Origin of the sequence: Litorilinea aerophila (assembly GCF_006569185.2) — a bacterium.
Lineage (GTDB): Bacteria > Chloroflexota > Anaerolineae > Caldilineales > Caldilineaceae > Litorilinea > Litorilinea aerophila.
The window spans coordinates 46,809-63,777 of sequence record NZ_VIGC02000003.1; the positions used below are offsets into that span (position 1 = coordinate 46,809).

The window sequence follows — 16,969 nt, forward strand, 5'->3', positions numbered from 1 at the left end:
CCGTCCCCACCTGGGATGTGCCCGCGACTGTCCTGTTCGCATGAAGGATTGAACCATTCGACCCTATCGCAATGAGGAGCTTCTTATGGCATTAGGACCGGTTGACACCACCCGCAGCCCCTACGCACGTTGGAAGACCATCCCCCTGGAAAGCTTCACCCTGGGTGAAGGTTTCTGGGCCCACAAGCAGGACGTCAACCACCGGGTGAGCCTGCATCACGGCTTTGAGCAACTGGAGAAATTCGGCAATTTCAACAACCTGCTCCTGGCTGCGGGCAAGGGAGAAGGGAGTTACCGCACACCTGTCTTCATGGATTCCGACGTCTATAAATGGCTGGAAGCGGTGGCCTACCAGCTGGCCCAGGGGCCCGATTCCTCCCTGAGCGAGAAGGCGGACTACGCCATCCGCCTGATCCAGGAGGCCCAGGCCCCCGACGGCTACCTCAACTCCTACTGGCAGGTGGTGGAGCCGGAGCGGCGTTGGGCAGACCTGCAGCACGGCCACGAACTCTACTGTGCCGGCCATCTCTTCCAGGCCGCGGTGGCCTACCACCGGGCTACCGGCGATGACCGGCTGCTCAACGTCTCCCGCCGCTTCGCCGACTACATCGACAGCGTCTTCGGCCCGGGCAAACGGGCCGGAACGCCCGGCCACCCTGAGATCGAAATGGCCCTGGTGGAGCTCTACCGGGAGACGGGCGAGCGTCGCTACCTGGATCTGGCCTGCTACTTCGTAGACCAGCGGGGCCGGGGGCTCCTGGGTGGCCACCGGCTGGGTTCTCCGGCCTACTACCAGGACCACGTGCCGGTGCGGGAGGCCACCACCGTGGAAGGGCACGCGGTGCGCCAGCTCTACCTGACGGCCGGCGTCACCGACATCTACCTGGAGACCGGCGAGCAGGCCCTCTTCGATGCCCTCCTGCGCCAGTGGCACGACATGGTAAGCCGAAAGCTCTTCATCACCGGGGGCGTGGGCTCCCAGCACGCGGGCGAAGCCTTTGGCGAGCCCTACGAGCTCCCCAATGAGCGCTGCTACTGTGAAACCTGCGCCCAGATTGCCAGCATCATGTGGAACTGGCGCATGTTGCTGGCTACCGGCGAAGCGCGTTACGCCGACCTCATGGAGCGGACCCTCTACAACGGCTTCCTGAGCGGCGTCTCCCTGGACGGCCGGCGCTACTTCTACGTCAACCCGTTGTTGAGCCATGGCCAGGAGCCCTGGATGGGCCGCAAGCACATCGTGCGGCCTGAATGGCATGGCTGCGCCTGCTGCCCGCCCAACGTGATGCGGATGCTTTCGGCCATCGGCCACTACTTTGCCTCCGCCGATGAGAGCGGCGTCCAGATCCACCAATACGCGGCCGGCACCCTGAATCTGCCCACCCTCCGGCTGCGGCTGGAGACGGAATACCCGTGGCAGGGAGCAGTGCACCTGACGGTGGAGGAGGCCGCGGGCCATGAACAGAGCCTGTCGCTGCGCATTCCCGGCTGGTGCACGGCGCCGTCCCTCCAGGTCAATGGCGCCGACGCCCCGGCAAGCCGGGCGGATGGCTACTGGACGGTCACCCGGGTCTGGCAGGCCGGCGACCAGCTCCACCTCTCCCTGCCCATGGCGCCCACCCTGGTGGCCGGCCATCCTCGGGTGGACGCCACCCGGGGGAGTGTGGCCATCCAGCGGGGCCCCCTGGTCTACTGCCTGGAGCAGGCCGACCACGACCCCGCGGTGGACCTCCACGACGTGGCCATCGAACCGGACGCGCCCCTCCAGGCCAGCTGGCGGGGAGATCTGCTGGAAGGGGTGATGGTGGTGCAGACCCAGGGCAAGCTGCTGGATCCCAAGCCCTGGGGCGATGCCCTCTACCGCCCCCTGGCGGAAAGCCAGACGCCGGTGCGGAGCCCGGTGGCCCTCACAGCGGTTCCGTATTACGCCTGGGCCAACCGGGGCCCCGGCGTGATGCGGGTCTGGATTCCCCGGGCCGGGTAAAGGGACGGGAGAATCCGGTCCCCTCGCTTCATCTTGCCGCATTCTTTCCCAACAATGAAACAGGCTGGCGTGGTCTCTGAAACCACGCCAGCCTGTTTGTTTTGCCAGATGACTGATGTAGGGGCCGGGGCGCTCCTGGTTCTACGGGGCGGATTCTGCTGCAGCTGCCGGCACGTAGAGGGTGGACCCCAACAGGATGGTGTCGGACGTCAGGCAGTTGACTTCCTTGAGCAGGGAGATGGTGGTCTCCCCTCGCTGGGCCAGGACCGACAGGCTGTCGCCGATGCGCACTTCGTAGGCCACCCAGCCTTCGGGCACGGCGGCGCCGCAGTAGCGGCCGGTCCCGTCCTGCTCCACCGCCTGGGCCGGCAGGTAGAGGGTGGCGCCGATGAGGATGGTGTCGCTGTCCAGGCAGTTGACCGCCTTCAGCTCGTCGATGCTCACGCCGCCCCGCTGGGCCAGGAAGGTCAGGTTGTCGCCCGCCTTGACGTTGTAGGGCTGCCACCCTTCGGGCGGGCTCACGGTGCAGGCGCCAGCTTCGTCGCCGTCGGCTGCGTCTTCCACGGCCGGCACATCGGGCGCGATGGGTGTCACAGGCGCCGGCGGTTCATCCAGGACCCGCAGGCGAATGCCCTGGACGGTGTCGCTCTGGCCGGGCATGATCTGGTAGACCAGGGCCACCTGGGCACCGGGCACCAGCTCGCCTTCCACCTCCATGGGCTTGAAGAGTTCCACGTTGGCATCCGGCTGGTAGCGGTCCATGACCATCAGCCCCCCGATCTTGAGGAGACGGCCGCTGCGGCCGTAGTAGATCTGGGTATCTTCGGCCTGGATCACGGCGCTGTTCATGTCGGCTTTGGCCGCAGCCTTGCGCACATCTTCGGCCAGCTCTCGTTCCTGGGCCAGGCGCACGGCCTCCCGCACTTCGGCAGGGGCCAGCTCCAGCTCCTGTTTGCGGATCCACTGCTTGAAGCTGTAGGCCAGGTCCCCGGGTACCGAGGCCTGGGCCATGGTAACCAGGGTGGAGGTGCTCAGGAGCACCAGGGCCAGCAGCGCGATGAGGGGCGCCAGCCGCAAGGTGCGGATGGTGAAGAAGTTTTGGATGGCCGCGACGACCCGTTCCAGATAGGTCGCCAGGGGGGAGCGGGACCGGCTGGCCAGGCGACGCGGGGCCGAGACCACGATGGGCGCGGCCTCGGAGCGGGTTCGCATGGTGGCAGCCGCGCGCAGGAACTCCCGCTTCGACCGGGCCTGCCATTCGGGTGAAGGTGGCGGCACGGGCGAACGTTGAAGTTCGGCCGCGGCGGCCACGATGGCGAGCATCTCCCGCAGTTCCGCCTGGTGCTGGCGTGGGTATGCGGTGACGATGGCCTCCACCGGTTCGCCTGCTTCCAGGCGTGCCACGGCCTCGGCAAACATCTCCTCCGGTTCGGGTTCAAAGGTGGTCGAATTGGTGTTCATGGTACTGTTCTCGCTGTGATCCGATCAGTAGGCTCCTTGGGATGTCGGGTTTCCTTGGTCTGTCCGGTGTACTACTGAAATTGTTCATGGGCCAGCAATTGACGCAGGGTGCTCACAGCCCGATGCTGGAGCGCCTTGACGGCGCCCTCTGTTTTGTCCATCATGGCGGCGATTTCTGCAAAGCTGTATCCTTCCAGAAAGCGCAGGCTGATCACCTGGGCCTGCTCCTCGGTAAGTCGGTTGATGGCTGAACGCAGATATTCCGCCGTCAGCTGGATTTCGGCTGCCCGTACCGGGTTCTGTTGTGCATCCGGCATGAAGGGTGCCTCGTCCAGGGAAATTTGCTTCTGCCGATCTCTGCTCCGGTAATAATCGATGACCAGGTTATGGGCAATACGATACAGCCAACCGGAGAACGAACTGTGCCAGGCCCGCTCGTTGCGAATGGCCTCCAACATCTTCAGGAAAACCTGAGCGGTCAAGTCCTCGGACAGCGCCTGGTCACTGGTGCGCCGGTAGATATAGCTGTATATCTTCAGTTCGTACCGATCGTAGAGTTCGCTGAGGGCCGCTTCGTCCAGATTGATCGCACCCGCCAGCAACTCTTCTTCCGTACAATCTTTCAGCGATTTTCGGTTCATCGATGCATTCTGTCCGCGGAGCATTCTCACCCTTGAAGACGTCCGGTGCCGGGAAAAATTACGGCCAATTTGCGCTTTCGGGTGAAAGGCAAATTGGCCGCAGAGGGACCGGGTGCCAGGCGCAGGGCGCCTGGAGGAGCGGGGGATGGTAGGCATGGACACCCCACGCCGGGGTGGGCGCCCTTCCCGGCGGAATGTGGCTGAGGGAAACCCCTGTCGGCCATGGGGTGGCGGTGGCCGCACCCATGGCCGCGGAAGCGGTCCTGTCCATCATCCCTGAACCGGCCAGTTGTCGTTGGGCTTCACCACCTTGGAATTGGCGACGTGGTTGGCCACGGGCGCCTGGGGTTGGTTGGTTCGCCAGTAGACCTCGTAGATCCGCTGCAGCGCGGTGAAGTTGGTGAAAATGGCCAGGATCCAGAGGATCGGCAGCATCCAGCCGGTGAAGAGGCCCAAAATGAGCAACACCACCCGTTCTGGCCGTTGGAGGATGCCCGCCTTGCATTCCACCTTCAGGGCTTCGGCCCGGGCCCGGGTGTAGCTCACCATCAGCGAGCCCACCAGGATCACAAAGATGAGCACCAATTCGGTGCGGGTCTGAAGGCGGGTGGAGTAGTAGTAGGCGAGGGCCAGAAAGGTAACGCTTTCAGAATAGCGGTCCAGGGTACTGTCCAGGAAGGCGCCGAAAGTGCTGGACTGATGGGTGAGGCGGGCCAGGCTGCCGTCCAGCATGTCGAAGAGGGCGGCGAACAACAACAAAATCGCACCCAGTCGAAAGTAACCGCCCGCCAACACCAGGGCCGTCCCCACCGTCAGGATGAAGCCGAAGTAGGTGAGCCCATTCGGCGTGACACCCCAGCGGTGTAAAAGGTCGACCAACCGTGCCAGCGGTTCTGCAGCGAGTTGACGCCCATATTTTGATAACATGGATCCATTCCTGTCCCAAATGGGCAAGAAAAAGTTCAGACAAGCAAGCCGACGGGGGTGGAGGAGTGACCTGATGCCACCTCCTCCGGACGATACAGGTTCATCTTACACGCTGCCCATGGCGAAGTCAAGCATTAACCAGCACTTCCTCCCGTACGCAGGCGCCGCTCGCAGCGGCGCATCGGTCGCCGTTCTTTCTTCCGCCCGGGGCTGGCGACAGCGGGCGGGCACGGAGGCCCGCCCTTACGATCACCGTCATCGTTCTTTCATCTGCCTGGGAGGGGCGGCAGCGGGCGGGCCAGGGGCCCGCCCCTACCACTACGGTGCAAAGGGATCGTAGACGCCCACCACAGGCAGGTAGACACGCTCCGGCGCCCGGAAGATGGTCACCGGCAGGCTGAAGACCGTGCCCACTCCCGCGGTCGTGTCGGGCACCAGCACCACCATGGCCAGGTGGAAGTCAAAGTCGTTACCCAGAGACGAGGGGTTCACCGTGACCGTCAGGATGTCCGGCACGATGGCCGACGTGGAGGTGGCGCTGATCACCCACGGCACATCCAGCACCGGCCAGTCCACCGCCTCCACCGCGCTGGCGGCCACATCCTGGGTCCCCGGCACCGCCTGGGAGGTGTCCGGCATGGGGATGACCCGGCTGTTCCCGGCCCCGTCGGTCAGCACCAGGTCGCCGTTCTCATTCAGCCTGGCCGCTGCGATGCCGCCGTTGGCTTCGATCTGGGCTGCAGCCGCTTCGGGCACGCCCAGCACGGCGGCCTTGTACTTCAGCCCCACGGTGCCGTTGATGGAGACGTCCATGCTCTGATCCATGTCGACGGTGCTGGTGTAGATGAAGCTGGCAACGGCCGGCCGCGGGGTGAGGGTGGCCGGCTCCACCGTCAGGACCAGGTCCACGTAGTAGGGGCTGTTGATCACCCGGCTGTCACCCCGGATCTCCAGCCGGGTAGAGTAGGTGCCGATGTCCAGGTTGGTGGCATCGAAGGTCACCCGCAGGGTCGCGGGCGTCTGGGTGACCGTGGGGGTGACCTGGACCCAGGAGGGCAGGCCGGAACCGACGATCACCTGCACGGATTCACTGGTGCTGATGTTGGTGACCTGGATGGTGTAGGGGCCGCTGGTGGTGCCCACGGCAATGGCGGCCTCGATGCGGTTCTTGTCCACGCCGAACTGGGGACCCTCGATAAAGCCCCGGCTGTCCAGGTCGCCGATGGCCAGGGCATCTTTGTTGGTGCTCAGGTCGTAGACGTTGACCACCTGCTGGTTGTTCACCGGCGTGTCGGGCTGGGTGAAAAGCAGGAGGCGATTGTCCCGGATGACCACCACCTCATCCTTGCCATCCCCGTCCACATCGCCGCCCTTGCAGACCCGATAGCCGTTGTCTCCCCCGCCATACTCCTTGAGCGAGAGCTCGATGGTGGGCGTCCGGTCCCGGTCATCGCCCCATTCGTCCCGCATGATGAAGCGCCTGCCATCTTCGCTGGGGTGCTTGCGGGTGAAGAAGATCTCCTTGTCGCCGTTGCCGGTGATGTCCGCCAGGCAGACCTCCTCTGGCTGGGGCGCGAAGGCGAACTCGTCATCGCTGTCGGAGTCCAGCTCTTTGTTGCTGTTCATGCGGTAGACGATCAGGCTGGGCTTGTCGGCCCGGTCCACGCTCTTGACGCCCACCACTTCGTCCCGTCCGCCGGCCATCACCTGGCCGACGGCGGCCCGCCGCCAGGTATCGCTGTCGGTCTTCTTGCCGTCCAGGCGGGCGAAGTCGTTGTCTACCGTGTAGACGTCGATGCGGGTTTCCGTGCTGTCGTCGTCCACCAGCACCACATCGGCCGAGCCCACATCGTCCAGGTTGCCGCTGGCGCCATAGCTCCAGGGATAGTCGAAGTCCTTGGAGAGGTGGACCTTCCAGTTGCGGCCGTTGGGGCTGCCGTTGGATTCCAGCCGGCTGGCGTTGAGGACCACCACTGTAGAGAGGCCGTTGCTGCGGCGGTAGCTGTAGAGGATTTCGTCGCCAGGGATGTTGGCGTCGAAGTCGTCAGACAGGATAATATCCGCCCGGGCGGGCAGGGTGGTTTCGTAGAGGGTATCCCACGGGATGCCGTTGATCTTCTTGTTGGGGTCCACCGCACCGGAGGCGATCACCGGGTCAAAGACGGCCAGCTTGGCCACGCCGTTTTCCTCGCCCACGGCGATGATCTCCAGATCGCCGTCATTGTTCACATCGCCCAGGGCCAGGTTTTGCCAGCCGCCGGTGGGGCTGAACCACTGCACCAGCGGGCTGCCCTGGGTATCCAACACCCGGATCACGCCATTGGCGTCGATGTAGACGATCTCCTGGGCTGGATCGGCGCTGGTGGCGGCCTGTGCGGTCCCCACATCTCGCACCAGCCCTTCCAGCGCGCTCAGGAGGATGGCCAGCAGCATGGCTGCCACGAAGGTCCTGCGCATTTTGGGAACGGGTTGCATTGACATCCATCTCCTTGGGTAGCGGCACCGGTGACCTGGGAAGGCGACCTGGCGCTTTCGCCTGTTTCCATGGGCCTTCCAGACCTCCGGCGCGTTGATTAATTGTTGGAATAGCGGTATGCTAAAGCTATCGGCCACGAGGCCCTATTTTACAACAAACCAAATTGGCACAAAATTAACGGCGTCAACATGGAGCTCCCTCCCCCGGGAATTCCATCTGCCGAACACCCACAAAAGGAGCATCACCATGACTTCTCCCATTCGTGTGGCCGTCACCGGTGCAGCCGGCAACATCGGCTACGCCATTCTGTTCCGCATCGCCAACGGCGACCTCTTCGGCCCCGACCAGCCGGTCATCCTCCAGATGTTGGAAATTCCACCAGCCATGAAGGCCCTGGAAGGCGTGGCCATGGAGCTGGAGGACTGCGCTTTTCCCCTGCTGCAGGACATGGTCCTGACCGATGACGCCAACGTGGCCTTCAAAGACGTGAACTGGGCACTGCTGATCGGCGCCCGCCCCCGCTCCAAGGGCATGGAACGCAAGGATCTCCTGGGCGCCAATGGGGCCATCTTCAAGCCCCAGGGGGAAGCCCTGAACAGGCACGCCGCTTCGGATGTGCGGGTGCTGGTGGTGGGGAACCCGGCCAACACCAACTGCCTCATCGCCATGCGCAATGCACCGGACATCCCCCCGGAGCGCTTCACCGCCATGACCCGCCTGGATCACAACCGGGCCATCAGCCAGCTGGCCCGGAAGGCCGGCGTGCCCGTCACCGCAGTCAAAAAGGTCACCATCTGGGGCAACCACAGCTCCACCCAGTACCCGGATGCCTACCACGCCGAGATCAACGGCCGCCCCGCGCCGGAGGTGATCAACGATGATGCCTGGATCCGGGAGACCTTCATCCCCACGGTTCAGAAGCGGGGAGCGGCGGTCATTGAGGCCCGGGGCCAGAGCAGCGCGGCCAGCGCCGCCAACGCAGCCATCAACCACGTGCAGAGCTGGTACCACGGCACCCCGCCGGGTGACTGGGTCAGCATGGCCATTCCCAGCACCGGCGCCTACGACACGCCCGAAGGAGTCATCTTCAGCTATCCGGTGACCATCCAGAATGGCCAGTACCAGGTGGTGGAAGGCCTCTCTCTGAGCGACTTCGATCGGGCCATGTTGGCCGCCACCGGCCAGGAACTGCTGGAGGAGCGGGCGGCCATCGAAGAGATGTTGGGCTGAAGCCAATCGCCTGCCACGGCCCAATCTGGCATGGTGCGTGGTGCGTGGTGCGTGAACCTTTTCGCTGTATGACAGCGCGGTGACACGTTGTTTGACGTACCACGCACCACGCTCGCGTTATGACCAACGCCGCAGCGGTCTCTCCGGTTCCCAAAACAAGTGCCGATTTCAGGCATCCGCCAGGAGTTGGGCGCTCATGCGTCGGGTATGGCGCATGAGCGCGATGTGGGTGCCCAGGGCTTCGGGGCTGTCCGGTGGCAGATGGTGGGGGGTGCGCTGGCGGTAACGGCCATCCGGCAGCATTTCCCAGCCCTGGCGGTGGTCGTTGAGGGAGGTCTGGAGGATGTGGTAGAGCTGTTCCTGGAGGTACGGGTCTTCAATGGGCACCACTGCCTCGACCCGGTTGCTGAGGTTGCGGCGCATCCAGTCGGCGCTGCCGATGAAATAGCGGGGCGCGCCGCCATTCTCAAAGTACCAGATGCGGGAATGTTCCAGAAAGCGGCCGATGATGCTGATGACCCGGATGTTTTCGCTGATACCGGGGAGGCCGGGGCGCAGGCGACAGTTGCCCCGGACGATCAGGTCGACGGCCACGCCGGCCTGGCTGGCTTCGTATAGTTTCCGCACCAGGAAGGGATCTTCCAGGCCGTTCATCTTGGCGATGATGCGGGCGGGCCTGCCCTGCAGCGCGTTCTCGATCTCGCCGTCGATGAGGGCGCCAAAGCGCTGGCGCATGTTGACGGGCGCGACCAGGAGCTTGTAGTACTCGGTCTGGCGGCTGTAGCCCGTCAGGTAGTTGAAGAGATCCATCAGGTCGGTGCCGATATCCGGCCGGCAGCTGAAGAAGCCGATGTCGGTGTAGAGGGCGGCGGTCTTGGGGTTGTAGTTGCCCGTGCCGATATGGTAGTAGGCCCGCAGGCCGTCCTCCTCCTCCCGGATGACCAGGGAGATCTTGGAATGGGTCTTGAGCCCCACCAGGCCGTAGGCCACGTGGCAGCCGGCATTCTCCAGGGCCCGGGCCCATTCGATGTTCTGCGCTTCGTCGAAACGGGCCTTCACCTCCACCAGCACAGCCACCTGTTTGCCCCGCTCGGCCGCCTGGATCAGCGCGGCCACCACGGGCGAGTTGGCGCTGGTGCGGTAGAGGGTCTGCTTGATGGCCAGTACCTGGGGATCCCGGGCCGCGGCCTCGATGAAATGTTGGGTGCTCACGCTGAAGCTGTGGTACGGATGGTGAACCATCAGGTCGCCCTGGCGGATGATGGAGAAGATCTCCCCGCTGCGGGAATCCCGGTCTAGCCCGGCCAGACGGGGCGGGGTGATGGGCGTCCACGGCTCATACTTGAGGTGGGGCAGGTTCAGGTCGGCCAGGGGGAAGAGATCGGCCAGACGCAGGGGCCCGTGGACCGGGTAGATGTCGTTCTGTTCCAGCGCCAGTTCACTCTGCAGCAAGGCCCGCACAGAGTCCGGCATGGAGGCGTCGATCTCCAGGCGCACCACGTCGGCAAAGCGCTGTTCCCGCAGCTCCTCACTGATCATCTCCAGCAGGTCGTCGGCCTCCTCTTCGTTGCGGGCGATGTCCGCGTTGCGAGTGACCCGGAAGGGGTAGGCCGCGATGACCTCCATCCCCGTGAAGAGGGTGTCCAGGTTGTGGATGATGATCTGCTCCAGGGGGACGAAGTGGAGCGGGTTGTCCAGGGGCACCCAGCGGGGCCGATTCTGGGGCACCTTCACTCGAGCAAAGCGGCGCTCGTGGCTGATGGGATCCTGCAGGAGGACGCCCAGGCTCAGGCTCAGGTTGCTGAGAAACGGGAAGGGGTGACCCGGATCCACGGCCAGGGGCGTCAGGATGGGGTAGACTTCCCGCAGGTAGTACTGGCGCAGCCGGGCTTGCTGGGAAGGCGTCAGCTCAGGATAGTCCAGCAGGCGAACGCCATGTTCAGCCAGCCGGGGCAAGATCTCCTCCAGCAGACAGCGGCTCTGGGTTTCCACCATGGGGCGGACGGCCTTGGCGATCAGTTCCAGCTGGACGTCTGGCGTCCACCCGGGCAGGTTCAGGTGGGCCATGCCCGCGGCCTTCTGGCGCTTCAGGCCGCCGACCCGCTTGCGGAAGAATTCGTCCAGGTTGCTGGCTGTGATGGCCAGGAAGCGGAGCCGTTCCAGCAGCGGGGTGCGGGCGTCCAGGGCTTCGTTGAGCACCCGCCAGTTGAAATCCAGCCAGGAAAGCTCCCGGTTGTACACCATCTCCGAGGTGCATAGCTCGTCCAGGGAGAGGGTGGCGATGTCGATTTCCGGTGTGTAGGCCCGGACGGCTGGCTGGATGATGGCCGGTGGGCTCTCCATGGGCAGGGCGATGGTCTCTGGTGTTCCTGTTTCTCCCCTGGCTCCATCGGCGTGGGCCGCGGTCGATGAAGTCATAGTCGGGTCCCTTTCGGTGCGTTCAGTCCTCTTATGTCGATTGGTTCTTGTGTCGAGTCTTCCACGTGGTGCGCCGTGGGCAGGTCATGCATTGCTGCGTACATCTCCGCGTCCATCTCCACGTAACGAAGATGCATGGAACCCTGGCTCCCCAGTGGACCTGCCGGGTGGGGTAGGTGGCGGAGGTGCCCGGCGTTCTGGTCCTCGATTATGCGGTCTTATTGTAAAGAGAATCGCAACCTTTGTCGAATCCCTTTTGGTAGGCCCTTTGGGGCACCCTCCCGGGATGGATTCTTGCGAGGCCGGGCAAGTGACAGTACACTGGTATAAAAAAGCACACTGACCCTCCTGGTGCCAAACACCCGCCCAGGGAGGTCGACACCAGGGTGGTCGACAAAGGAGACCTTCATGTCCGAACTATTTGGCCTCGTGGTGACTTTTGGGCCCCTGATCTTGATCCTGCTCCTGGCCAACGCCGCTGAAGCGAGGCGACAGCGGGGCGAGGAATCCGAGGGGTTAAGCATCCTCACCTATCTGCTGCTGATCTTCTTCCTGGGCTTCGGCGTTCTGGCCGGCCTGCTCATCCAGGTCACCAGTCTCTTGATCGCCAGCCAGCCCGGGCTGCTCCAGGAGTTGGGCCTGGCCGGCTCGGGAGGGACTCCTCCCATCCAGTTTGATTCCCTGGGCCTGCTGGGTCTGGGGATCTGGCTGCCCTGTCTGGTGGGCATCGTGTTGCTGCTGGCGCCCGTCCGCCGCCTGCTGGCCCGCATCCTCCCGCTGGATGCGGAAAGTCCAGTCCATGCGGTGGCCCTTTCCTACACCATGCTGGTGGTCATCAACCTGATGTTCACCCTGGGCGTGGGCCTGGGCAACCTGGCGGACCTGGTGGCCTCCCAGCAGGTCTCTGGCGTGCAGACCAACACCATCCTGACCCTCTGGGTCCAGCAGGGGTTGATGGCTGCCATGGCCCTGGTGGGCGTGGGCTGGCTGACCCGGCTGGGCTTCCAGGAGGCATTGAGGCGGCTGGGGGTGGTCCTGCCCAGCCGCCGCCAGGTGGCCATCGGCGTGGGCATTGGGCTGCTCATGGTGCCGGTGGTCATGGCCCTGGAGTACCTTTCCAGCCTGGTCGGCATGGGCGCAGATCCCGACGTGGAAGCCCTGACGGAGCAGCTCCTGGGCCCCCTGTTTCGTTCGCCTCTGGGCATCCTCACCCTGGGCCTGTCGGCGGCCCTGGGTGAAGAAACCATCTTCCGGGGGGCGCTCTTGCCCCGCTTTGGCCTGGTGCTCACCTCCATCATCTTTGCCCTCCTCCACAGCAACTACGGGATCACCGTCTCCACCCTGATCGTCTTTCTGCTGGGCCTGGTGTTGGGATGGGTGCGCCTGCGCCACAACACCACGACAGCCATGGTCGTCCACGCCGTCTACAACATGACCCTGGGCCTGTTGGCCTATCTGAGCAGCTCCCTGCTGAATTTTTGACGACCCGCCAGGGCGCCACAGCGGTCTTGCCAGGAGCTGCTCCTGAAAGGATGCTCCCCAATGATCTCCTGGCGACGTAACCTCTATGTTCTGTTCGCCGTGCAGCTGTTATCCACGGCCGGCTTCAGCCTGGTTTTCCCTTTCCTCCCCCTCTACGTGAAGGAACTGGGGGTGGCCACCCGGGGCTCGGTGGAGTTCTGGTCCGGCCTGGTCTTCTCTTCCCAGGCGGCCACCATGATGCTCTCTTCGCCCATCTGGGGGACCATCGCCGACCGCTACGGGCGCAAGCTGATGCTGATCCGGGCCACCCTGGGCGGTGCGGTGTTGATCGCCCTGATGGGCTTCTGCCAGAATGTGGAGCAGCTGGTCATCCTGCGCACCATCCAGGGCTGCGTCACCGGCGTCATTTCGGCGGCCAACGCACTGGTGGCCGCCACCACCCCCCGAGATCGGACGGGCGGCGCGCTGGGGCTGCTGATGCTGGCCCGCTATGGGGGAATCGCGCTGGGGCCGGTCATCGGCGGCATCATCGGGGACATGTTCGGTTTCCGGGAAAGTTTCTGGATCACCGGCGCCCTGCTGGGGATTGCAGGCCTGGCGGTAATCTTCTGGGTGCACGAGGACTTCCAGCCCGTGGCCCGTTCTGAGCGACCGGGCATCCTGGAGAGCTACCGCCGGCTGATCACCGCACCGGGCATGGGGGGGCTCTACACCCTGGGCTTTTTGCGCAGCCTGGGCCAGATGATCACCTATCCGGTCCTCTCCCTTTTCATCATCGAGCTCATGGGGCAGCAGGCAGGCGCGGCGTCCATCACCGGCTTGATGATCGGTAGCGCCGCCTTTACCAGCGCCATCAGCTCGGTCTATCTGGGGCGGCTGGGGGACCGGATCGGCCACAACCGTATCCTGCTCGCCTCGGCCGTGGCGGCCGTCCTGCTCACCCTGCCCCAGCCCTTCGTGACCGCTGCCTGGCAGCTGGCGATCCTCCAGGGGCTGAGCGGCTTTGCCGTGGGTGGGCTGTTGCCCACCACCGCGGCGCTGATGAACCTGTGGGCGCCCACGGGCAACCAGGGCGCGACCTATGCCCTGGATAACAGCGTGGCGGCGGCCGGCCGCTCCCTGGCGCCCATGGTGGGGGCCGCCGCGGCCATCTGGTTTGGCATCCGAGGGGCTTTTGGCATGGCCGCCCTGGCCTACCTGCTCATCCTGGCCCTGGCCTTCCACGTGGTGCGGTCTGCCTCCGCCGAGGGGCGGGTCACCCGGGGGCAGGCCCTGAAGACGGCAGGCGACTGAGCGGGGCGCAATTTTTGCCGGGGGAAACGTGCTTCAGCAGAGGCAACGGGAGAGGAGCGGGATGGCCAGCGCCACCCGGGGCTCGCTGCCATCTTCTTCCCGGATTTGCACCAGTTTCAGGTCCTTCAGCTCCTGCCACAGGGCTTCCCTTTGCCTCTCGGCCAGCCCTGGAAACTGGCGCTGGATGGCCTGCTGAAACGCCTGTTGCGCGATGCCCTCTTCCTGCCCTTCTGCCAACACCTGGAGCATGGTTTGTTGCTCCTTTTTGAGCCGCTGCAGGTAGGCGCCATAGGCCTCACAAAAAATATCCAGGCCCGTCCGGTACTCGGGCAACTTGGTGGCAGATTCCAACAGATCGGGGGTGATGAAGGGGCTGCGCTCCGGGGCGTCCTGGGCGCGGTTTGGATCCCGATGGGCCTGATTGTACTGACTCACCACCACATGCCCGTACAACTGGAGCAGATAGGGGTGCCCGCCGGTGCGCCTGTGGATGGTTTCCAGTGTTTCTTCGGCGTAGATGAGGGGAAACTGGGGTTTGGGCTGCTGCAACAGGCGCCGGCTGTCCCTCTCCTCCAGGTAGCCCACTTCGACGGCAACGGTCTCCTGTCGGCTGAAGGGCGAGGTCCAGGTAGCCAGGAAGTGGTCCCGGGGGAAGGTGGTGATCGCGGCCACGCCAAAGGCCGGCTGGTGGCGGCGAATGTACTCCAGGGCTTCCAGAAAAGGACGCAACCGGAAGCGATGGCTGAGGCTGAAACCCAGCACGTCGAAATCGTCCAGCACCAACACGAGGTATCCCCGTACCAGCGAGTTGCAAGCTTCGTTCACCATCTGCTGCAGGTTTTCCCAGGGTGCCCGGGCGATCCGACGCGGATCCGGAGGGGGCGACTCGGCCACCAGGGCCATTTGTTCACAGACGGCCATGATCAGCCGTTGCTCTGTGGGATTGGGCAGCAGGGTTTTCAGCTTCAGGGAGACCAGTTGGATGGGCAGTTCCAGGGCAATGGGCGCGTGGTCCAGTAGGGAGGTTTTCCCCACCAGGGGTGGGCCCCAGAGGAGCAGCGGGTAGAGCTGGCCATCGCCCCAGGCCTGGCGAATGCGGTCCAGTTCCCGCCTCCGGCCCACAAGCGATTCTCGCCCGGGCAGGGGACCCCGGAGGTGGTGGGGGTTGGGGAACGGCCGGGGCGGGGAAGAGTGGGGCGGTCGCTCGAACCAGCGGGCCAGCTCCCTGCGCAGTTCGTCCAGCGCAATCTGGAAGGCCCGGCGCTCCAGGAAGCGGTCGTCTGTAGCGGCGGCAGCCAGCGCTGCCTGGATTTTCTCCTCCTCATTCACCACCCGCTGACGGATTTCTGCCCGGACCGTCTCCCCACAGCGAGGATAGAGCCAGGCCAGGCGCAACACTTGCTCAAACTGCCGCACCAGCCCCCAGGCCTCTTTTCGGCGCGGCCGGGCCGGCGTAGCCGGCAGGGCAATGGGCTCCTGGCTTCGGATGTCGTTGCCGTCCAGGATCTGGTCCAGCGCCCGGCAGAGGTCCGCCATTTCCCGGGCGAAGTCGGAGTCGGGAGCATCCTGGAATGCCCGGTGGGCTTCATGGGGATAGCCCGCCATCAGATACCAGAAGCCGCCGATGACCTTCTCGTATGCCTCTGCCATGGGCAGCCGCTGCCACCGGGGCATCTCTGGATGGCGCCGCCGGCGTAACTGGATGCGTCGAAGGCGTTGTCGTTCCGCCTGGGAAGGGGATCCCTGGCCTGCTCCCGCGCTGTTGGCCGGCCGCAGGAGCCCGGCCATCGCCTGCCCCAGGCTCCACCGGGGCCAAAACGGCCAGTGCAGAAAGTCCCGCAGGTCCCAGGCGCGTCTCTGGGCCAACGCCAGGGCGTTGCCCATCAGCTGGTTGGCTTCCTGCCTGCGGAGTGCATGGCGGACGGCCTGCACCACGGCAGCATGCTGGCTCGTGTACCGCCACAGTTGCTCCGCATTGTGGATCGCCGGCTTCCAGTCGGTGTTCAGCCACCTGCGCAGACATCTTTCCACCAGGGGCAGGGGCGTGATATGGGGAATCTGCTGGGTCTGGATGGCCTGGCCGGCGTCTTCTGGTTCCGCTGCGTCCGGACGACAGGGAAGCCGTCCGTAGGCCAGGATGTACTGGAGCGGGCGCAGGCTGAAGACCAGGAGGCTGACCGGGGCGATGGCAAAGGCAAAGGCCATCCATGTCTGATCCACGGGGCGGCGCGGCGGCAGGAACTGGTAAAAGTCCGGCAGGAAGGTGAGCAGGGGGAGGGCCGTGGAAGCCAGGGCCAGCCCCACGTCCAGGGGCCTCAGGAGTTGTCCCAGCCGGGTCCAGGCGGGCGACAGGGATCTGTGCCCATATCTGTATAACGGGACGCGCAGGATGCTGTAGCAGAAGCCAAAGATGCTGCCCATCACCAGCCCGTGGAGCCCCAACAGGCTCCAGCCAGCCTGGGCCAGCACTTCCGGTGTGGTGAGGTTGAACGCCAGGGTGAAGGTGGCAAACATGGTGACGGCTGGGAGTATTACCGTGCAGAGCCGGTCGAACCTGTCCGCCGCCACCGTGGGTACGGCCAGCCCCACAGACAAGATGAGGGAGACCACGAACACGATCAACCCGATGACCACGGCGATGGGGGGCAGGCCAAAGAGCACGTGATACAGGGCCAACATACCCAGGACAAGGGCCAGTAGCCAGGCGATGGCCAACCCAAACCAGAGCCAGAGGAAGTTCGCCTGGTGTGGATTCTTCCGGTACCACGCGATCCATGCCCCCCAGTTCAGCAGGTCGTGGTTCGGGGGGTTTTCTCCCTGCGCGCCGCGGAGATAGTCGTGGATGTACGGTTCGATACATTGGGGGAAAGATACCACCCATCGATGCAGAGTGACGTAGTCACGCCAGCGGTCGGCCGAAAGCGGCTGCGTGAACCGGGGCGTCAGATCGATGGGGGGAACCACGCCAAATCGACTCATGGACTTACAAGCTCCGTGGGGCACCAAAGCAGAGTTTCCATTCAGCCCATCTTCGCGTACAATGGACGTACAGGTTTC

10 protein-coding genes are annotated in these 16,969 nt (G+C 64.6%); 4 read left to right on the top strand and 6 right to left on the bottom strand.

Annotation, left to right across the window (positions count from 1 at the left end; all coding sequences use genetic code 11):
• Window positions 1-85 precede the first annotated feature (85 nt).
• Window positions 86-1,984 carry a glycoside hydrolase family 127 protein gene (locus FKZ61_RS02740; protein ID WP_141608543.1) on the top strand — a complete coding sequence of 633 codons (1,899 nt, stop codon included), beginning with the start codon at window positions 86-88 and terminating at the stop codon, window positions 1,982-1,984.
• A 141-nt stretch (window positions 1,985-2,125) separates the two neighbouring features.
• Here the strand turns inward: FKZ61_RS02740 and FKZ61_RS02745 are convergent, their stop codons facing one another.
• From FKZ61_RS02745 to FKZ61_RS02760, 4 genes are all read right to left on the bottom strand, one after another.
• On the bottom strand, window positions 2,126-3,445 hold the full coding sequence (locus FKZ61_RS02745; protein WP_141608544.1) for a LysM peptidoglycan-binding domain-containing protein: 1,320 nt from the start codon (window positions 3,443-3,445) through the stop codon (window positions 2,126-2,128).
• Window positions 3,446-3,516: 71 nt separating this feature from the next.
• On the bottom strand, window positions 3,517-4,086 hold the full coding sequence (locus FKZ61_RS02750; protein WP_170199156.1) for a sigma-70 family RNA polymerase sigma factor: 570 nt from the start codon (window positions 4,084-4,086) through the stop codon (window positions 3,517-3,519).
• Between the two features lie 270 nt (window positions 4,087-4,356).
• Window positions 4,357-5,013 (bottom strand): CDP-alcohol phosphatidyltransferase family protein, encoded by a 657-nt coding sequence (locus FKZ61_RS02755; RefSeq protein WP_141608546.1) that lies wholly within the window; start codon window positions 5,011-5,013, stop codon window positions 4,357-4,359.
• A 318-nt stretch (window positions 5,014-5,331) separates the two neighbouring features.
• Window positions 5,332-7,488, bottom strand: coding sequence for a hypothetical protein (locus tag FKZ61_RS02760; protein ID WP_229964115.1), 2,157 nt, complete (start codon window positions 7,486-7,488; stop codon window positions 5,332-5,334).
• A 247-nt stretch (window positions 7,489-7,735) separates the two neighbouring features.
• On the opposite strand from FKZ61_RS02760, the gene FKZ61_RS02765 reads away from it, so the two are divergent.
• On the top strand, window positions 7,736-8,719 hold the full coding sequence (locus FKZ61_RS02765; protein ID WP_141608548.1) for a malate dehydrogenase: 984 nt from the start codon (window positions 7,736-7,738) through the stop codon (window positions 8,717-8,719).
• Between the two features lie 168 nt (window positions 8,720-8,887).
• Here FKZ61_RS02765 and ppk1 read toward each other — a convergent pair whose 3' ends face one another.
• Window positions 8,888-11,137, bottom strand: a complete 2,250-nt coding sequence (gene ppk1, locus FKZ61_RS02770; RefSeq protein ID WP_141608549.1) for a polyphosphate kinase 1 — start codon at window positions 11,135-11,137, stop codon at window positions 8,888-8,890.
• Between the two features lie 408 nt (window positions 11,138-11,545).
• Here ppk1 and FKZ61_RS02775 point away from each other — a divergent pair, with 408 nt between their 5' ends.
• Window positions 11,546-12,619 carry a CPBP family intramembrane glutamic endopeptidase gene (locus FKZ61_RS02775; protein WP_141608550.1) on the top strand — a complete coding sequence of 358 codons (1,074 nt, stop codon included), beginning with the start codon at window positions 11,546-11,548 and terminating at the stop codon, window positions 12,617-12,619.
• Window positions 12,620-12,679: 60 nt separating this feature from the next.
• Window positions 12,680-13,912, top strand: a complete 1,233-nt coding sequence (locus FKZ61_RS02780; protein ID WP_141608551.1) for an MFS transporter — start codon at window positions 12,680-12,682, stop codon at window positions 13,910-13,912.
• Between the two features lie 33 nt (window positions 13,913-13,945).
• Here FKZ61_RS02780 and FKZ61_RS02785 read toward each other — a convergent pair whose 3' ends face one another.
• Window positions 13,946-16,891: an ATP-binding protein gene (locus FKZ61_RS02785; RefSeq protein WP_141608552.1), complete on the bottom strand. Its 2,946-nt coding sequence runs from the start codon at window positions 16,889-16,891 to the stop codon at window positions 13,946-13,948.
• Between the last annotated feature and the right edge of the window lie 78 nt (window positions 16,892-16,969).